Source organism: Leptospira abararensis, assembly GCF_016918735.1.
Taxonomy (GTDB): Bacteria; Spirochaetota; Leptospiria; order Leptospirales; family Leptospiraceae; genus Leptospira_A; species Leptospira_A abararensis.
In genome coordinates this window covers 205,179-222,279 of record NZ_JAFFPR010000022.1, presented here as the reverse complement: position 1 = coordinate 222,279, position 17,101 = coordinate 205,179, and the positions used below count along the sequence as shown (strand labels likewise).

The 17,101-nt window shown below is 40.6% G+C and carries 17 protein-coding genes; 14 read left to right on the top strand and 3 right to left on the bottom strand.

Translation table 11 applies throughout. The features are described from left to right. Nucleotides 1–96: 96 nt before the first annotated feature. The 3 genes from JWG40_RS07430 (at nucleotide 97) to JWG40_RS07420 (ending at nucleotide 2,803) form a co-directional block, all read left to right on the top strand. On the top strand, nucleotides 97–1,662 hold the full coding sequence (locus JWG40_RS07430) for a HEAT repeat domain-containing protein (RefSeq protein WP_205285192.1): 1,566 nt from the start codon (nucleotides 97–99) through the stop codon (nucleotides 1,660–1,662). Next, on the top strand, nucleotides 1,659–2,132 hold the full coding sequence (locus JWG40_RS07425) for a group II truncated hemoglobin (protein WP_205285191.1): 474 nt from the start codon (nucleotides 1,659–1,661) through the stop codon (nucleotides 2,130–2,132). The genes JWG40_RS07430 and JWG40_RS07425 overlap by 4 nt, the downstream gene beginning before the upstream one ends. Before the next feature lie 158 nt (nucleotides 2,133–2,290). Then, nucleotides 2,291–2,803: a VOC family protein gene (locus JWG40_RS07420; RefSeq protein WP_205285190.1), complete on the top strand. Its 513-nt coding sequence runs from the start codon at nucleotides 2,291–2,293 to the stop codon at nucleotides 2,801–2,803. Nucleotides 2,804–2,873: 70 nt separating this feature from the next. Here JWG40_RS07420 and JWG40_RS07415 read toward each other — a convergent pair whose 3' ends face one another. Both JWG40_RS07415 and zigA read right to left on the bottom strand, forming a co-directional pair. Next, nucleotides 2,874–3,392 (bottom strand): hypothetical protein, encoded by a 519-nt coding sequence (locus tag JWG40_RS07415; RefSeq protein ID WP_205285189.1) that lies wholly within the window; start codon nucleotides 3,390–3,392, stop codon nucleotides 2,874–2,876. Beyond that, nucleotides 3,389–4,633: a zinc metallochaperone GTPase ZigA gene (gene zigA / locus JWG40_RS07410; RefSeq protein WP_205285188.1), complete on the bottom strand. Its 1,245-nt coding sequence runs from the start codon at nucleotides 4,631–4,633 to the stop codon at nucleotides 3,389–3,391. Before zigA ends, JWG40_RS07415 begins: the two co-directional genes overlap by 4 nt. A 165-nt stretch (nucleotides 4,634–4,798) precedes the next feature. On the opposite strand from zigA, the gene JWG40_RS07405 reads away from it, so the two are divergent. The 9 genes from JWG40_RS07405 (at nucleotide 4,799) to JWG40_RS07365 (ending at nucleotide 14,795) form a co-directional block, all read left to right on the top strand. Next, nucleotides 4,799–6,337: a methyl-accepting chemotaxis protein gene (locus tag JWG40_RS07405; RefSeq protein WP_205285239.1), complete on the top strand. Its 1,539-nt coding sequence runs from the start codon at nucleotides 4,799–4,801 to the stop codon at nucleotides 6,335–6,337. Between the two features lie 125 nt (nucleotides 6,338–6,462). After that, on the top strand, nucleotides 6,463–8,220 hold the full coding sequence (locus JWG40_RS07400; RefSeq protein WP_205285187.1) for an acyl-CoA dehydrogenase family protein: 1,758 nt from the start codon (nucleotides 6,463–6,465) through the stop codon (nucleotides 8,218–8,220). A 43-nt stretch (nucleotides 8,221–8,263) separates the two neighbouring features. Further along, nucleotides 8,264–9,223 (top strand): amidohydrolase family protein, encoded by a 960-nt coding sequence (locus tag JWG40_RS07395; protein WP_205285238.1) that lies wholly within the window; start codon nucleotides 8,264–8,266, stop codon nucleotides 9,221–9,223. A 53-nt stretch (nucleotides 9,224–9,276) separates the two neighbouring features. Beyond that, nucleotides 9,277–10,032, top strand: a complete 756-nt coding sequence (locus JWG40_RS07390) for a hypothetical protein (RefSeq protein ID WP_205285186.1) — start codon at nucleotides 9,277–9,279, stop codon at nucleotides 10,030–10,032. A gap of 18 nt (nucleotides 10,033–10,050) precedes the next feature. Then, the gene (locus JWG40_RS07385; protein ID WP_205285185.1) at nucleotides 10,051–11,406 is read left to right on the top strand and encodes a TonB-dependent receptor; all 1,356 of its coding nucleotides are present in this window, start codon (nucleotides 10,051–10,053) and stop codon (nucleotides 11,404–11,406) included. A 17-nt stretch (nucleotides 11,407–11,423) separates the two neighbouring features. Further along, nucleotides 11,424–12,368, top strand: coding sequence for a metal ABC transporter substrate-binding protein (locus tag JWG40_RS07380; protein ID WP_205285184.1), 945 nt, complete (start codon nucleotides 11,424–11,426; stop codon nucleotides 12,366–12,368). After that, a complete protein-coding gene (locus tag JWG40_RS07375; RefSeq protein ID WP_205285183.1) occupies nucleotides 12,346–13,059 on the top strand; it encodes a metal ABC transporter ATP-binding protein in 714 nt (237 codons plus the stop codon). Before JWG40_RS07380 ends, JWG40_RS07375 begins: the two co-directional genes overlap by 23 nt. Further along, nucleotides 13,052–13,906, top strand: coding sequence for a metal ABC transporter permease (locus JWG40_RS07370; RefSeq protein WP_205285182.1), 855 nt, complete (start codon nucleotides 13,052–13,054; stop codon nucleotides 13,904–13,906). The genes JWG40_RS07375 and JWG40_RS07370 overlap by 8 nt, the downstream gene beginning before the upstream one ends. A 7-nt stretch (nucleotides 13,907–13,913) precedes the next feature. Further along, complete coding sequence (locus JWG40_RS07365; RefSeq protein ID WP_205285181.1) at nucleotides 13,914–14,795, top strand: class I SAM-dependent methyltransferase; 882 nt, start codon at nucleotides 13,914–13,916, stop codon at nucleotides 14,793–14,795. A gap of 1 nt (nucleotide 14,796) precedes the next feature. Here the strand turns inward: JWG40_RS07365 and tmk are convergent, their stop codons facing one another. Continuing rightward, on the bottom strand, nucleotides 14,797–15,402 hold the full coding sequence (gene tmk / locus JWG40_RS07360) for a dTMP kinase (protein ID WP_205285180.1): 606 nt from the start codon (nucleotides 15,400–15,402) through the stop codon (nucleotides 14,797–14,799). A 79-nt stretch (nucleotides 15,403–15,481) separates the two neighbouring features. Between tmk and JWG40_RS07355 the strand changes: the two genes are divergently transcribed. Then, on the top strand, nucleotides 15,482–15,646 hold the full coding sequence (locus JWG40_RS07355) for a hypothetical protein (RefSeq protein WP_002981258.1): 165 nt from the start codon (nucleotides 15,482–15,484) through the stop codon (nucleotides 15,644–15,646). A gap of 192 nt (nucleotides 15,647–15,838) precedes the next feature. Continuing rightward, the gene (locus JWG40_RS07350; RefSeq protein ID WP_205285237.1) at nucleotides 15,839–17,098 is read left to right on the top strand and encodes an EAL domain-containing protein; all 1,260 of its coding nucleotides are present in this window, start codon (nucleotides 15,839–15,841) and stop codon (nucleotides 17,096–17,098) included. Nucleotides 17,099–17,101: the final 3 nt, after the last annotated feature.

Here is a 17,101-nt window from a genome sequence, read left to right as displayed (position 1 = left end):
TACAGAAAGGAAGGAATCAATGAATCTAAAAAATTCATCACCTTCCTTCGAATTAACACTTGTATACAGATTTTTAAATTTATAAATTTGTCTGGCATGCAAAAGTATTGGTTTTTGATTTCTTTTTTTTTCTCCCTCACTCTCATTTTGAATTGTGATCCCGTCCCGCCCAAGGACGAACCGACTTCCCTAGAGGAAACAGTGTCAGAAGAACAAACCACAAAAGAACTGATGGAAAACTTAAATTCCCCTGATCCTTTCACTCGCTCCCAAGCAGCTGTGCAATTGGGGAGTAGAGAAGAAAGATCCGCCATACCTAAGTTAAAAAAACTTTTATCTGATAAAGAAGCGGGAGTCCGTGCTGGTGCTGCCATTGCCCTAGGTGACCTAAAAGACAAATCCTCCTCTACTGCGATTGCCAATCTATTATGGTCGGATTCCGAAAATCCAAAAGATGTTTATTTAGATGCCCTTACTCGAATGAAAGACCCATCGATCGGAAATAAGATCTATCCTTTGTTAGATGATCAAAACCCAACACTACGTTTGCAAACAGTGGATGCCTTGGTACAAATCGGTGCCAATTCAGTGGGCTCACAAATCCTAAGTTTGGCTTTAAGAAACAAAGACAGGGAAAAAGATAAAACCTATGCGATGGCACTGGGAAAATTAAAAATCGCTTCTTCTGAATCCTATTTACTCCGTCTCACCCAAACCCAAGATGAATCACCCACTCTTGCTGCAGCCTACCTCGCTCTTGGAAGAATCAAAGCAAAAACTGCAAATGAGGTGCTAGTGAAAGCATTGAGTCTTCCTTATAGCAAAGGAAAAGAAAATGCGTCGATGGCACTTATTGAAATTGGAAATCCATCTGTGGTTCCAAAAGTGTTTCAAACCTTACAGGCAAATGATCCAGAAACCAAACTTTATGCAACTGATGTCCTCTGTTCTATCCCTTCCAAAGAAGCGGCACAGTTAGCCTTCGGTTTGTTTGGTGGAAAAGATACAAAGAACTGGGGAAGTGCAGCAAAGATTGTTGGTCGCCAAAGGTTTAAAGAAGGAAGGTTACGTCTGGAAGAATTGTTAGAAAAAGAATCCACTCCAGAGCGGGATAGTTTTGCTGAAGCCCTAGGTTGGATTGGTGACAAAGCTTCCATTCCTGTGCTCAGAAAGATTTTATTATCAGGAGCTAAAGAGGGACCTTATGGTTCTGCTTGGGCATTAGGAATTTTGGGTTCTAAAGAGGCGGTTCCTGATTTGATCAAGGCTCTGGACATGGGAGATGCAAAACTTATGGTCTATGCTTTGGAAGCCTTGGGTTCGATTGCCGATCCATCAAGTTTACCTAAACTAAAAGAACTACTTTCCGAAAGACCTAAAATGGCTCCGCAAATTCTTTCCACAGTGGCTTTGATTCCCACAGAAGAAGCTCGTCTCTTAATCGAAGAGGCAACAAAATCTAAAGAGGCAGAAGTTTACCGGCCTGCCATGGAAGAAATTGCCAAACGTAAGGATAAAAAATCTGTCCCAGTTTTATTATCCTTTGTCAATGGTGATGATTCTGAAAAACGCAAATTGAGTTATTATGCTTTAACGTCTATTACCGGGCAAAAATTTCGGACAGCAAAAGAATGGAACCAATGGGCGAAAGAGAAATTATGAAAAAAATACCAACGTTATACGAATGGGCAGGCGATATAAAAACTTTTGATGCTTTGTTTGCTCGGTTTTATGGCAAAGTTTTGAAAGATGACCTACTTGGAAAAGTGTTTGGAAATATGTCACCGGAACACGTTCAACATGTATCTCATTTTGTCTCAGAGGTTTTTGGAGGTGGCCAATTTTATACTTCGAATGACGGTGGAAGCCATTCCCATATGATTGGAAAACATATTGGCAAAATGTTAACAGAAGAGATGAGGCAACGTTGGGTTCATTTACTTTTACAAACAGCTGATGAAGTTGGTCTCAAAAGTGATCCTGAGTTTCGTTCTGCATTTGTTGGTTACATAGAATGGGGGACAAGGCTTGCTGTGATTAATTCACAGTTAGTCGATAATCCCATGGATACAAACGAACCTATGCCCAAATGGGGATGGGGGGAAACAGGTGGGCCCTACCTACCGAACTAAAATATGCTTATGATGCATCTTTATGTAACAAAGGGTATAAGATGTCTACCGAGGTAATTGCACTTCATTACAAAAGACTAGTTTAAGAAAAAACATATTTTTTTCCTTGAGTCCCTTTGTTGATTACCATAAAATCAGTTCGAAAAAGGGAGAAAAGTATGGCAGTTGCAAAAAAGAAAAGTAATTTGAAAAAACCAAAATCTGCACTGAAAAAAGTGGAATATATCGGTTCACCTACGCAGAGTATCACTCCCTTTCTTATGTTCAACGCGAACATCGAAGAAGTTGCTAAATTCTATAAATCCATATTCAAAAAGTCTAAGTTTCTCATCGTAAATCCTACGCAGGCAGAATTCATTCTGAATGGCCAAAAGTTTTTTGCTTTTAATGGAGGACCTGGGTTTCAGTTCAGCTGGGGAGTTTCCTTTATGATTAGCGTGGAAACACAAAAGGAAGTCGATCATTATTGGAATGGTCTTCTTGCCGATGGTGGTAAAGAAAGTATGTGCGGTTGGCTTCAGGACAAATTTGGTATGTGGTGGCAGGTCACACCAAAGATTCTTTTGCAACTGATTTCCCATCCGGATCCAGTGAAGGCCGAACGAGCCCAACAGGCAATGCTTAAGATGCATAAAATTGATATTGCTGCCCTTAAGGCAGCAGTTGCTTAATTATAAATAACACATCTTTATAGTTTGAAACACAAAAGTTTTTCAATGACTTCATAACCTGAGTTTATTCTTACGATTGTTTCAGTTGGTTTAGAAACTTTTTGATATTGGGTACCCCGTATTGTTGTTTAGGAATTAAACTTGAAATAAGGATCCCATCTTGAATTGCAAATAAGCCATGTGCCAATCGATGGGAACTGGCAACTCCGATTCCTAAAATTTCCTTGAGTGTATTTACATCATCTGGGTTTCCGTTTTTTAAACTATAACCGTGCGCTTTTATAGTCGGGTGCAATTTTTTAATTTCCGACCATGCGTCTTTGCCATCGGAAGCTATGTGAATGATCTTTGCCTGGATTTTTCTTTTTTTTAATTCTTCTTCCAAATCTAATACTTGAGTCGAACAGGCAAAACTTCGGACATTGGGCAAAGTGGAAATGAAAATCAGTCCTTTTTTATTCTTTAGATTGGGGAAATTTGATTCTGTATTCAGTGCGGGTAAAAATTGGAAGTTATGTTGCCACTGAAATCCTTTTTTTGGCCTTTTGCCGGTAAGTTCTACCAGCATATTTCCTAAATATACCTTCATAGGTTTGGTTCTTCCTCTTTTTCTTCGGATGTAGATTCTGATTCTGCAATCATGGCATCCCAATCAGGAAATGGATCTTCGAATGATGTCCAACCTTCCGGCCCCGTTTTGTATTCGTTATCACTTAGCAGGCATTTGTCGAGAGATGCTCGTAATTTCTTTTCGTCCATATCCCTGCCGATAAGAACAATCTCTTGGCGTCTATCACCCCAGGGTTCTAACCAATGCGCTTGCAAATTTTCTAATACATCGGGATCATCTGGAATGTCCTCATCAGGGATACTGGCCCACCAATACCCTTCCGGTTTATAAGAGGATAAGTTTCCTGCTTGGGAATAGAGAAGAACCCAGTCCATTTTACTAGCAAGCCATACAAATCCTTTGGCACGTACCACTCCAGGTTTTTCAGAATGTAGCCATTTATGGAAACGTTCTGGATGAAAGGGGCGTCTGTTTCCATAAACAAAACTTTTGATTCCATATTCTTCGGTTTCGGGTGTATGTTCTCCGCGGAGTTCCTTTAGCCACAAAGGAGACTGGCTTGCTTTATCAAAATCAAATCGTCCTGTATTTAGAACTTTTGACAAAGGAACTTTACTATAGTCAGTGGTGATGATTTCTGCGTCTGCATTTAGGGATCTTAAAATGGTAAGGAGTCTATTCTTTTTTTCTTCTGATAACAAACTGATTTTATTGACGATGATGGTATCACTGAACTCTACTTGGTCCACAAGTAAGTCCACAATATCTCTGTCATCCTCCTCACCAGCACCTAATTTACGTTCTTGTAAGGAATCTAGGCTCTGAAAGTCTTTTAAAAAATTCACGGCATCCACAACCGTAATCATAGAATCAAGTTTAACAATATCGGACAAACTCACTCCATTTTCATCTTCAAAGGTAAAGGTTTCCGCAATCGGGAGTGGCTCTGAAATTCCCGTGGACTCGATAAGGATAGAATCAAATCTTCCGTCTTTAGCAAGTTTGGTGATCTCAATGAGTAGATCTTCTCGGAGTGTGCAACAAATGCAACCATTGGACATCTCTACTAATTTTTCATTGGTACGACTTAAACTGCCACCGGAAGCAACAAGTCTTGCGTCGATATTCACTTCGCTCATATCGTTTACAATGACAGCTACACGTAAGCCCTCTCTGTTGGAGAGTATATGGTTGAGTAGGGTGGTTTTGCCCGCCCCGAGAAATCCAGAGAGGACGGTCACTGGAATTTTTGGTTTCATAGGTGTTTCCTTAGTGCAATATAGTTGCATTTGGTTTGGGCGAGGATTTCTGTCAATAAGTAAATGCAATTTTGTTGCATTTGTTTTCTGGAGATAAGCCAGACTTTGCCCTCAAAATACGAGGAAATCCTTGCATTTTATGAACCAAGTTCAAATTCTTTGGATATGCAATTGGATTCGTACTACCTGAAGGCCACAAAGACCATCAATTCTATCCGCTCCACTCTCCTTGTGATTTTTATTTTAGGAATTCTTGGCAGTTTGGGTTCTCTTCATAAAGACCAACTCATTCTGATGCTCTTCACCACTTTCTTTTATGGGATGGTGGCATTCACACAATTTATCCTATTGAAAAAAGGGAAAGCCCCACATGCCTTTTGGTTTGTAATTATTGATATCTTTTTGATTAGTTCCAATACTTTGGGACAAAGTTTTATGGATTTGGATATTGCTGCCTCTGCCTTAAAGGATGGAGTGAACTATATCATATCCTTTTTTATCTTATTATATTCGGGATTTCTTTTTTCATCCCGCCAAACATATGTAATTGGAGCCTTGTTGACATTAGTTCAAATTGGTTCTCTAGTATTGGCAGGGTTTGTAGGAATGGAATTTGTAGATCGGAATGATACTCATAAGTTGGCTTATTCGATTTCTTTACCTGTAGAAATTGTAAAAGTTTTTTTTCTGTTAATGGCAACAGTCACAATTGGCAAAATGGTGGGCTTACTTACCTCCATCCGCGATGAAGCCATCTTGGGTAAAAAAACTTCAGAAGAACATACGAAAGTAATGGAAACACAAAAAGAGGCAATGGTGGAAACGGGAGAGAGTTTAAACCAATCGGTGGCAGCTCTCAAAGTTTTTGCTGATGATTTAAATGGCCTTGTACAAAACCAAGCAGCATCCATTGAACAAATCTCTGCTTCCTTAACTGAAATTTCGCAATCCACTGAAAACTCTGTTTCCTTTGTTAAGGACCAATACAAACGAATCGAAACTTTGAATGAGGAAAGCCAAACCTTAGAAGGAATTGTAAAATCTGTGCGAGGGGAGATTGATATTATCTCGGATCAAATCAACCAGTCTTCCAAATTTAGTAATTTGGTGACGAACTCGATGCAAAACTTAAATTCTATTTTAGGGGAAGTAAGTTCTAGCTTTCAGAAAGTAGAAGACGTAAACCAAATCATGAAAGAAATCGCAGACCAAACCAATTTACTTGCTCTCAATGCTTCGATTGAGGCGGCTAGAGCCGGAGAACATGGTCGTGGTTTTGCCGTTGTGGCTAGTGAGGTTGCCAAACTGGCTGAAAATTCTGCGAACAACGCCAGTATCATTTCAAAAACCATTCATAAATCAAAATCGGATTTATTGAAAGGAAATGCCTCGGCAAAAGAAGCGAACGAACTTGCACAAAACCAAGAAACGGAAATGTCCAAAATTCAAAATAAGGTAATCAGTTTTAATGAGAAGTTTGTCGACTTGCAAAGATTAAATGCTAGGGTAGTAGAATCACAAAAAGATCTCAAAGAGCTTTCCTCACAACTCGAATCCATTGCGAATGAACAGTCCGTAGGGAACCAGGAAGTGGCTCGTGCTGCACAAAGTATTGAAGACGCAGTCCAAGTAGTAGCCGAAAATACAAGGGTGCTTGCGGAACATATTGAGGACATTCAAGACTTAGCCAACCGGATCCGTTAGTCCTTGTTTAACACCATTAACTTAACAGGGTTCGGTTTCGTTCAGAAGGGAAGGTGGGAAAATTATTTGTAATTCTTCTCCCTAGTTTGATCTTTGAGTGAAAGTCCTGCTTAAGGAGCGACTGTATGATTTCCAATAACTATTTTAACGATAACGATGACCTGATTGATCATTTTGATTCTCTTACCCCTTGGAACGAGGTGGTAGACCAATACGAACAAGGTTTCGAAGACTTTGCAGAATACCAAAAATCGGGAAAGGAAGAACTCGCCTTTGCTCCCGGAAACTATGAAGATGCCATTGAATTTTACCGTTCCACTTTAGAAGCTGGAGGAGATATTGCAGGAAACGATATTTCTCAAATTTCCAAACAAATGGACGAAGAAGGACTGAAATACAAAGACGGGCAAGTCGGATTTCCAAAAGTCATGTTGGATGTGGTAGAAAAAATCAAATCTGCCGGACTTCTTCCTTACGGAATCCACAGACATTACGGTGGACTCGGTCTTCCTTCAGTCGTACAATCGATGTTATCTGAATGTGTCTCTCGAGGGGACGGATCGCTTGCAATCACTCTGGGATGTATGAACTTAGCGGAGACTGTCGAACGATTTGGAACAGAAGAAATGATTCATGAATTTGTTCCAAAGATGGCAGCTGGTGAACTTTGTGGGGCTATGGCACTCACAGAACCAAACTACGGATCTGACCTCCCTAACTTACAAACAAAAGCGATCAAAGGCGAAGATGGAACTTGGAAGATAACAGGAACCAAACGTTTTATCACTCATGCTTGTGGGTTTGGATCAGCACCCTCTATCATTTTGACACTTGCAAGAACAGGAACCACAACAAGTGGAGCTCGCGGACTTTCTTTCTTTTTGGTTCACTCTAAGGATGTATTTGTAGCATCCATTGAAAAGAAAATGGGACTCCATTGTTCGCCAACTTGTGAAGTGGTTTTTGAAAATAGTCCAGGAATTCTTATTGGTGAAGAAGGGAAAGGCCTTGTAAAATACTCTATGGCCATGATGAACCAAGCTCGACTCAACATTGCAGCTCAAGCGATGGGGATTGCCACGGCTGCTTACTTCGAAGGTAAAAAGTATGCAGAAGAAAGAGTACAATTTGGAAAAACAATAAACAATATCACTGCGGTGAAAAAAATGTTGGAAAGGATGGAGCGAGAAGTTGCTGCCATGCGTTGTATTCTTTATGAAGCAAGTTTTGCTGTGGATCAGTATCGTTGGAAAGAAGAACGAGGAAAGATGAAAGGGCTTTCAGAGAAGGAAATCAAAAAAGATGAAACTTTTAAGAAGTGGGAAAAACTAGCTTCACTCTTCACACCACTTTCTAAATACTATATCACAGAAATGGCAAACCTTGTAGCTTATGATTCTATGCAAATTCATGGCGGATCGGGATACACAGAAGATTATGATGTAGCACGACTTTACCGCGATGTGAGAATCACCAATATCTACGAAGGAACCACTCAGTTACAAACGGTTGCTTGTATCGGTGGAATTGTTTCTGGAATGACAGAAACGGGAATCTACCGTGAATACTTAAAATCGGAAATGGCAACTTTCGCTTCCAGCCAAGGTCTAAACGACTTATTCAAACAATTTGAATCGGTTGTGGCAGAGTTTGCAGAAATTGATTCCACTCCTCTTCGTGAAGAGTTGGCTTTTGAAGTGGTAGAGTCTGCAGCACGTTTCCACAACAGTTTGTTACTCGAAAGAAGTATCGGTCGCTCTAAGGTAGAAAGAAGAAACTATCGTAAGTCTATTGCTGATGCTTATATTCTTGATAGTTCGGCAATCTTAGCTTCGAACCTAACAAAGATTCGTGGAAAGAAAAAAACACCAGTCACTGCATAAACCAGTAGATAAAAATCCTCTTCTTCCCTGTTACGCTTGTTTTATGGGAGAAGGGGAAGAAGGTGTAGAGTCTTCTAACCAACCTGACACTCGGATCTCTTCTCCTTTTTTGTGGAGAGGAGATTCTTATCCCGCCATTCTAGATTCAGAAACTCCCGACCACTTGGATCGGATTCGTGATTTAGGAATCCCTTATATTTTTGATATCCATACTCATTTTTTTCCAGAGACCGTGATGAAGCTGATTTGGCGTTGGTTTGACAATGTGAACTGGGCCATCGGCTATAGGTTACCAGAAGCGGAACGAGTGGAACGCCTCCATCAGAATGGTATCAAACGTTTTACCACTCTGAACTATGCGCACAAAGTAGGTATGGCTTCTTCTTTAAATGATTGGACCTATGCCAATTATAAAAAATGGTTGGGAGCCATTCCTTTTGGAACTTTTTATCCAGAGGAGGGTGTCCTTGGTTATGTAAAGAAGGCTGTCGAAGATTACGGGTTCCGAGGTTTTAAACTCCACTGTGAGGTATCCAAACTCAACTTAAATCGACCGGAGCTCACCGAAACTTTTGCCTATTTGCAAGAAAAACAAATTCCCATTCTCATCCACACAGGTACAGCACCTCTGCCAGGTGAGTTTACGGGAATTCAATTCTTTAAACCATTTTTGGAAACCTACCCTAAGTTAAAGGTCATCGTTGCCCATATGGGTGCTCATGAAATTTCCGCCTACGCTTCGTTACTTGTTACTTATCCGAATTTGGGACTGGATACCACAATGGTCTTTGTAGATTTTCTTGCGACAGGAAAAGCCGAAGATGTGGATGGCGCAGTTTCTTATTTAGAAACTTACCAGGACCAAATTTATTTTGGATCTGACTTTCCTAATATCCCTTACAATCTAAATCACCCCATCACCCGATTTTTGGATTTACCGATTAGCGACTTGGCCAAACAAAAAATTCTCTACCGGAACGCAGAAAACTTATTTTTTAAATGAAACGTGGTTGCATTTGCAACAGTGTTGCAAATGATTGTCCCACAGAGGTATTTATGAAATTTGCCAAACTTTTCCTATTTTCTACCATCCTTTTCTCTGTGATGAATTGTGCAGAACTCTTCCAGTCCAAAGATAAGAAAGATAATGCTGATGCGTTGTTAGCTGCTTTATTTGCTGCACCTGGTTGTGGGCCCACAGCTGTTTCTGGATCTGCCGGAAATGGAACTCGTTATACTTTTACAGGATGTTCCGGGGATGTGACTTCAGTTTTAAGAGCCTTTGGATTCACTGCAAGTGGAATTACCTTTAGTGGAGGGTTACAAGGAACAAGTGCAGCATCTACAATTGTAACCAATGCTTCCAGTCTCTCTGCAACGGGAAATGAGTCCAAAGCAGGAATCGAAATCACTTATGTGATGAACCAAGCGGATTCCAGTTTGGATGCACTCATCCAATCAACGACTAGTTTTGCAGGTCCTGGCGTACAATTGTCTCCGACTGTGGCACAATGGCTGAACGGTTCCACTCCTTCTCCTTTTGCCACCACAGCAAGTACCCCATGGGCTTCTTCTGTGGGAGTGGAAAAAACCGTATGTTTAGAAGTTCATAAAGAAAGTTCGAATGCTCATATTTTTGGTTGGTCTATTCCTTGTAATTTGGCAAATCGTTCTTCCTATGAATTTGAAGAAGAAAATGCTGCCATTACTGGCTTTACTGGAGACCGAATCGGTTTAAAAATCAACAAAGCGATCATTAAGTCGATCACCATTTACTCGACAGTCATCGGGACTAACGGATCCTTTCAATAATATCATTTAAAACTTATCGTGAAACCAAACCATAGTTTTTCAAAAGTCAAAATCGGGGGAGTGATCCTCTCCCTTTTGTTTTCTTTCCTTCTTTTTGCCGAGGCTACGGAATGGGAAAAAGAACTTGATGATACAAGATCGGCTAACAAAAAGAATGCGAAATCTATATCTGAATCCAATACAATCACTTCTGATTGGGAAGCGGATTTAGAGAAAGATTTACAAGACCAAGAAAAACGTGAAAAGGGAACCGAAGGCAGTCGGGGGATCTCGTCCCCAGTCCAGTCTAACCAACAGATCAACAGATCAGCCCAAAACCTCATGATGGATGCTTATGCTGCCCTTGACATTGTTGGTGCTTGGGATCGGAACAAACCTCGGGGAACTGGAGAAAGGATCGATAACCAACTCGACATACGCACCGCTGAATTCGGGTTTAACGGAGCTGTAGACCAATGGATGCGTGCCAATTTTGTTGGGGCAGCACACGGTGAAAACGGTAAGTATTTTTTTGAAGTCCATGAAGCCTGGGTTCAGTTTCCTTTTTTGCCATTTAATACCTCACTCAAAGCTGGGCAGATGTTTATCGATGTGGGTCGGTTGAATAAAATCCACGCGCATGACCGCGCCTTTACTATGACTCCCATTGTTCATGAAAAATTTATTGGATGGGAATCGGCCATTGACACCGGGGCAGAATTTAGTATTCTTTTTCCTTGGAAAATTATCACTCAAGAACTTGTGCTCGGTGCAACAAACGGAAGGAAATGGGGTCACTCTCACGATGCCGGTGTACAAAAAAACAATCCACTTTTGTATGCTCACTTAAAACATTTTTATTATTTTGGGAATAATTGGGGAACTCAGTTTGGATTTTCAGGAATCAGGTTTGAGCCCACCACGGAAAGGAAAAACCAACGATTACTTTATGGGGCCGATGCAGTGCTTCGATGGAACCGATCTAATTTAAGTGAAATTATGATTATGGGAGAGGGTTGGTACCAACAAGAAGTGTTTCCGTCGAATCTTGATCCTGTTACCTTTCAGAAGACCAAATCTCCCACCAAAGACCAGTGGGGCGCATACGCATTTTTAGATTTTAAATTCCACCAGTTGTGGTCTGTTGGTTTTCGGTATGATTACTTTACTGACAAGTCCCTTGTCGACCAAAATGGAGATCCTGCAAAGAATGCCATTGAGGCACAGTCACTCCAGATGACCTTCCATAGTTCTGAATTTGGAAAGGTGCGAGGTTCTGTGGAACGTAGATACATCCAAGACTATTCTCGCGCATCACAAGAAGAAGTGAGAGAGTATCGATTTTATATCCAAACAGTTGCGATACTTGGCTCTCACCCAGCGCATAGTTATTAAGACAAAAGAGGTTCGTCATGTCACAGACAGTATTGAAAAATCACTTCTCTAAACTTTTGATTTTCAGTTTTTTTCTTTCGATTTTTTTTACACAGAATCTTGCGGCGAAGGTATCCCTTGTCACAAGCCTTCCCGATATCAAATACATTGCCGAACAAGTAGCGGGGGATCGTGCAGAGGTTTCTGGAATGATTCGTGGAACCGATGACCCGCACTTTGTAATGACTAGGCCTGACTTTCTTGTGAAACTCAGTGAAGCCGATGTACTTTGTGTGATAGGCCTTGATTTAGAAATTGGTTGGATTCCTTACCTCCAACAACAATCCCGTAATATCAAAATCCAAAAAGGGCAACCTGGGTATTGTGATACTTCCTTTGGAGTGAAAATCCTCGGCGAACCTACAGTGATGATGGATCGTTCGATGGGTGACATGCATATCTATGGAAATCCTCACTATTGGAATGATCCCATCAATGCCATCCAAATGGCTCAAAATATTAAAAATGCTCTCACTCGAGTGGATCCCTTGAATGGGGAATACTATGAAGCCAATTTTAATACTTTCAAAAAACGTCTGATCCAATTGACGAAAGAAGAAATGAAAAAAATGGAACCTTATTTTGGATTAAAAGTTGCGGTTTTCCATGACCAATTTGTATATTTAGCTGCTCGCTTTAAATTCAATGCCAACTTAACCATTGAAGAACGGCCAGGTGTTCCACCTTCTGTTCGTTATATGGACCAGGTCATCAGTTATATGACAGCAGAAAAGATAAAAATTATCTTGATTGGGCCCTATCACAATCCAAAGTATGCTGAGTATGTGTCTTCTAAAGTGCCCGGTTCTGTGGTTGTTGTATTGCCGATCTCTGTCGGTGGTAACCCTGATGCCCTCACTTACGAAGACACACTTCGGTTGATGTTACAAAAAATACGTGATGCAAGCGACAAAACCAAATAAACTAGAAGGCACTGATACCTTCATCCATACGGAAGCTTTGTCCGTCGGTTACAGAAAGGAATTTCCGGTGGTATCCGACATTCATTTGCATATCCACTCTGGCAAAACCTATGCCCTTGTTGGGGGAAACGGAGCTGGTAAAACCACACTATTCCGAACCTTAACAGACTTACTTCCAGCACTTTCTGGATTCATTTCCTTTTCTAAAGAAATCACAACCTCCTATGTGCCCCAGGCCAAACGAATGTCTTTAGAATTTCCTCTTCGCGTACAAGATGTACTTCTGATGCCAAAAAACATTGGCCTCAGTTTTTTTCCCAAAAAAAAATTCTCTGAAGAAGATATGGCTCTGATTGAAAGAACAGGTGTTAGTTCGATTTTAAAAAAACAAATTTCTCTTTGTAGTGGGGGACAGTTACAAAAAGTTCTTATCCTTCGTTCACTCCTCACCAAAGCCAATTTGATTTTTTTGGATGAACCCATGGATTCTTTGGATCATAATGCCAGAGAACTCTTCCAAACCGTTTTATCCGAATATTTAAAAGAAGGGAACCGGTCTCTATTTTTTATCACTCATAGTTTGGAACATGATTGGGGATTCGGGTTTGATGAAATTTATGAAATAGACGAAGGAAAACTTTACAATATCACTAGTGGAGAAAGGCCTCCGAACTGCCACCACCATGACTAATATCCTTTCTAGTTGGACTTTATTTTTACCACAAATGATCGTTGGTAGCCTTGTAGGAGCTCTGCTATCAGTTCTTGGAATTTTGATTGTTCTAAGGGGGATGACATTCTTTGGAGTGACTCTTTCCCAAGCAGTGACTTTTTCTGTCGCCTTATCCTTGTTTATGGAATGGCCTGGAGAAATTTTTCCCATTGTATTTTCTTCTATTTTGGTATTCCCCCTTTTGTATGTGAGAAAACTGCGTGGGATAAAAGAAGAGGTCATCCTCGGCATTCTCTTTGTATTTTTTTCTGCTGCCTCTCAGTTTATGTTGGCTCTTGGTGGGAATGTACAAAATCATTTGATGGCGGCATTTTTTGGAGACATTTTAACTTCCCAGGTGCGGGCTGATTCGTTCGGAATTTATATCGCTGTATTCTTTTTCATTCTGTATTTGAGTTTTTTTAGAAGGTTTCTTTTTATCAGTTTTGATCGGGACGAATACAAAATCCAAGTGGGAAATCCTCTTCCCTTTGACCTTTTGTTTTATATCATCCTTGCGGCCTCTCTCACCGTAGCCGTGAACTTACTTGGAACTTTTTATAGCATTGCCCATTTGATTTTGCCAGTTTTTGCACTCCTCCCTCTCATTCGTTCGTTAAAACTCCTTACCATTGTTTGTGCTTTGTTTTCTGTATTTGCAACGATTTCGGGTTTTCTCATCTCCCTTGTTGGTATGGAACGCAATGGCGAACTGATTTACTTTCCTACATCCTCAAGTATCATTCTTGTGCTTTGTGCTTTAGCTTTTTTTATCCACCTCATTCGCTTTCTTACTACTTCCGTTTTTTCCAAATCTGTCCGATAGTTATTCTGTGGAACTAATCCCCTGCAATACCTGCGGACAAAACCGCTTTCGTCCGATTTATACCAAAGAAAGCCCACTCGGTGAATCTTTTTCAATTGTTGCCTGTGAATCTTGTGGGCTTGTGCAAGTGAACCCACAACCGACTTTTGCAGATGTAAAAAAATACTATGATGATTCTTATTTTACCCAAAGGACGGAACGTGGGTATGACAATTATTATTCCGACAAATTACGTAAGGAAATCTCTCGGGTTTTCCAACTCAACCTAAATGATTTGGATTTTTTTTCTTGGGAAAAAAAACGAATTGGTGAGCTACCAAAAGATACCAAATTAACTTCTTTGGACATTGGATGTGCTGCTGGATACTTTGTGGCTTATCAAAAGGATCGTGGTTACGACGCGTATGGAATTGAGATCGCCGATGGTCCCGTTCGTTTTGCCCGCGAAACATTAAACCTAAATATCTTCCAAGAGAACTTTCTTACTTGGGATACAACGTTCCAAAACCAGTTTGATCTCATCACCCTTTGGGCAACCATTGAACACCTGCACCAGCCAAAAGAAACTTTGGAAAAGATTCAGAAGCATTTAAAACCGGGGGGAGTGCTTATCCTATCCACTTGTCGATACGGCCTGCTGGCTAAACTAGCAGGACTTAGGTGGCGGTATTTGAATGTTCCTGAACATTTATATTATTATTCGTATTTAGGTTTAAAAAAACTACTTTTGTCTTTGGGTTATCACCAACCTGTATCATTTACCTATGGAAGTGGAATGACCACTCGTCCCGAAGCTCGATTTTTTTTCAAACTCCGGAAACGGGTGATGGACCGTCTAGTGAAGTGGTTTCAGTTAGGTGACATGATGGTCTATATGGTAAAAAAGTGAGTTAACCTTCGAGAGACTTGAGTATATCCTCAACGCAGAAGGCAACAACTTCATCTAGTTCTGCAGTGGCATCAACGAAGATCGTAGACTCAGGTAAAATCGCCAAATAGTTTTGGTAGATACGAGACTGTTCTGAATCTTCATCAAATACTTCTTCGGCCCCTCCACGACTGGTTCTGCGTTCCAATGCTTCCTCTGGTGAAAGGTCTAAAAAATACACTCTGTTCGGTTCAGGAAAACCTTTGTCTTCATTTCTGTATAATATGTCAGCAGCATGTTCTTCATCTCTGCCTTGGTAAGCCGCGGTGGAAAAATAATAGCGATCTTGTACAATTGATTTACCACTTTTGAGAGTAGGTAGGATGATTTCATTTACCGAACATTCACGATCGGCAATAAAAGTTTCAATTTGTTCTTCTTTTGAGAGTTTGAGTTTTCCTAGTAAGAACTCTCTTATCTTTTTTCCGTGTACACTATCAGTCGGTTCTCTATGCCAGAGGTTGGGGATTGATTTTGTGAGAAGTACTTCGGAAACCAAACGAGAGACGGTGGTTTTCCCGGAACCATCGATCCCTTCAAATACAAAGAACTGATTATTTTGGGGCATATCCCCTCCATTATAAGAATGGTCGTTTTTTCCTCGACTTATTTACTAAACTCGGCAATTTAGTCTAAGGAGCAAAAACATGAAAAAAATTTCGTCTATGCTGATCATTGCTTTTTTGGCTGTATTTATGATTAACTGTGCCTCTGAAGAAGTTAAACAAACACCAGTTGTGGAAGAACCAAAACCTTCTAAAAAGCCAAAATTGGATGAGTCATTCAAAACAAGAGCTAGAGACATTAAGTAATTACTACTCAAAGCGGAAGCCATCCTAGGAAACTCGGGTGGTTTTTTTATACCATTTTGCTTACTAATTAAGCGCCAATAAACTTTTTCTCCCTTCCTTGTTCCTGATTGCCCATATCGTGAGCAAAATGCAGTAAAATTCCCTACAATGCTTACTGGTACCGATCTTGCATTAAAATACGTATATCCATCTATGATTACAGAAAGAGAAAGTCATAAATTCCTAAGCGATTGGAAAGATTGGTTATCTGGAGGAACTCTTGTTCCCGTATTCCAGCCCATCCTTTCGTCCGAATCCACTGGCATTTACGGCTATGAACTATTAGGGCGCCTTTCCACACCGGAGGGCCTTGTGAGTCTTGGAGAATTCTTTTTGTCCCCAACCTATGGTTATGATGAAATTTTTTTCCTAAAAAAACAAGTCGATGAAGAGATTCGTTTTGCCGCCTTACGAAAGTTCGCTAAAGAAGCGCCACCAGAAACCAAGTTATTTTTAAATATCTCCCCGAATGTCATGTACCATGCCCTGCTACAATTGGAAACAGAACTTCCCCAAACCATTCAGATGGTCAGAGAAGTGGGTCTTGATCCGGAAAGGATTGTCATTGAAATTACAGAAGAACGATTCCCCCATAACCTAGAACTTTTGCGACCTGTCCTGCAGCTGTATAGGCAAGAAGGATTTTCTATCGCCGTTGACGATGCGGGATCGGAGGCAAGTAACCTCGACCGAATTGGGCTTTTCCATCCTGAAATTATCAAAGTCGACTTACAGATGTTACGTAGATCTACCTTCTCCCGTAATTTTAAGGAAATTTTACTCAACTTGTCAAAGTTAGGTGAATCTCTGGGAAGTAGTCTTCTCTTTGAAGGTATTGAATCGGAGGATGAACTCTACAATGCTCTTAACTATGGAGCCAGATACATCCAAGGATTTTATTTTGCCAAACCAGAACCATATTTTGCCAAACGCTTTGAATACAGAACCGAGATGCAGGCTTCCTTACAATACTTTCATGCTCGCAAACAAGGAGAGATGAACCGTCAGATTGAATGGGAGACCATCTGGAAGGACAAACTTTCAGAAATCATGATGGGTTTTACCGAAGAGAATGGAATTTGGGAATGGAAGGGTGGGTTCGAAACGAGTGTCTTTGGAGATGGGGATTTCTTTCGGATGTACATCACAAGTCCCCTTGGTTTTCAGGTTTCTCCTAATTATTCAAGAGACAAGTCGGGCAAAATGGAACCGGACTATTCTTTTTTGGGTAAAAACTGGTCGTTTCGTCCTTATTTTTTTGAGCACCTTCACAAATCCAAAACCAGCAGGGATGCCTGGACTCTTTCCCAAATGTATCACGACATTTCGGAACGGATGATGTTACGGACATTTGCTAGAAACCTTTCTGAAAATTTGATTTTATTTATCGATGTGGTGGTTTCCCGCTCCTGAAAG

Excerpts from the sequence above, each read along its gene's own strand:
- JWG40_RS07400 (WP_205285187.1), top strand. The coding sequence starts at position 6,463 with ATGATTTCCAATAACTATTTTAACGATAACGATGACCTGATTGATCAT.
- JWG40_RS07390 (WP_205285186.1), top strand. The coding sequence starts at position 9,277 with ATGAAATTTGCCAAACTTTTCCTATTTTCTACCATCCTTTTCTCTGTG.
- JWG40_RS07405 (WP_205285239.1), top strand. The coding sequence starts at position 4,799 with ATGCAATTGGATTCGTACTACCTGAAGGCCACAAAGACCATCAATTCT.
- JWG40_RS07395 (WP_205285238.1), top strand. The coding sequence starts at position 8,264 with ATGGGAGAAGGGGAAGAAGGTGTAGAGTCTTCTAACCAACCTGACACT.
- zigA (WP_205285188.1), bottom strand. The coding sequence starts at position 4,633 with ATGAAACCAAAAATTCCAGTGACCGTCCTCTCTGGATTTCTCGGGGCG.
- JWG40_RS07425 (WP_205285191.1), top strand. The coding sequence starts at position 1,659 with ATGAAAAAAATACCAACGTTATACGAATGGGCAGGCGATATAAAAACT.
- JWG40_RS07430 (WP_205285192.1), top strand. The coding sequence starts at position 97 with ATGCAAAAGTATTGGTTTTTGATTTCTTTTTTTTTCTCCCTCACTCTC.
- JWG40_RS07370 (WP_205285182.1), top strand. The coding sequence starts at position 13,052 with ATGACTAATATCCTTTCTAGTTGGACTTTATTTTTACCACAAATGATC.
- JWG40_RS07355 (WP_002981258.1), top strand. The coding sequence starts at position 15,482 with ATGAAAAAAATTTCGTCTATGCTGATCATTGCTTTTTTGGCTGTATTT.
- JWG40_RS07350 (WP_205285237.1), top strand. The coding sequence starts at position 15,839 with ATGATTACAGAAAGAGAAAGTCATAAATTCCTAAGCGATTGGAAAGAT.
- JWG40_RS07415 (WP_205285189.1), bottom strand. The coding sequence starts at position 3,392 with ATGAAGGTATATTTAGGAAATATGCTGGTAGAACTTACCGGCAAAAGG.
- JWG40_RS07380 (WP_205285184.1), top strand. The coding sequence starts at position 11,424 with ATGTCACAGACAGTATTGAAAAATCACTTCTCTAAACTTTTGATTTTC.
- tmk (WP_205285180.1), bottom strand. The coding sequence starts at position 15,402 with ATGCCCCAAAATAATCAGTTCTTTGTATTTGAAGGGATCGATGGTTCC.
- JWG40_RS07375 (WP_205285183.1), top strand. The coding sequence starts at position 12,346 with ATGCAAGCGACAAAACCAAATAAACTAGAAGGCACTGATACCTTCATC.
- JWG40_RS07420 (WP_205285190.1), top strand. The coding sequence starts at position 2,291 with ATGGCAGTTGCAAAAAAGAAAAGTAATTTGAAAAAACCAAAATCTGCA.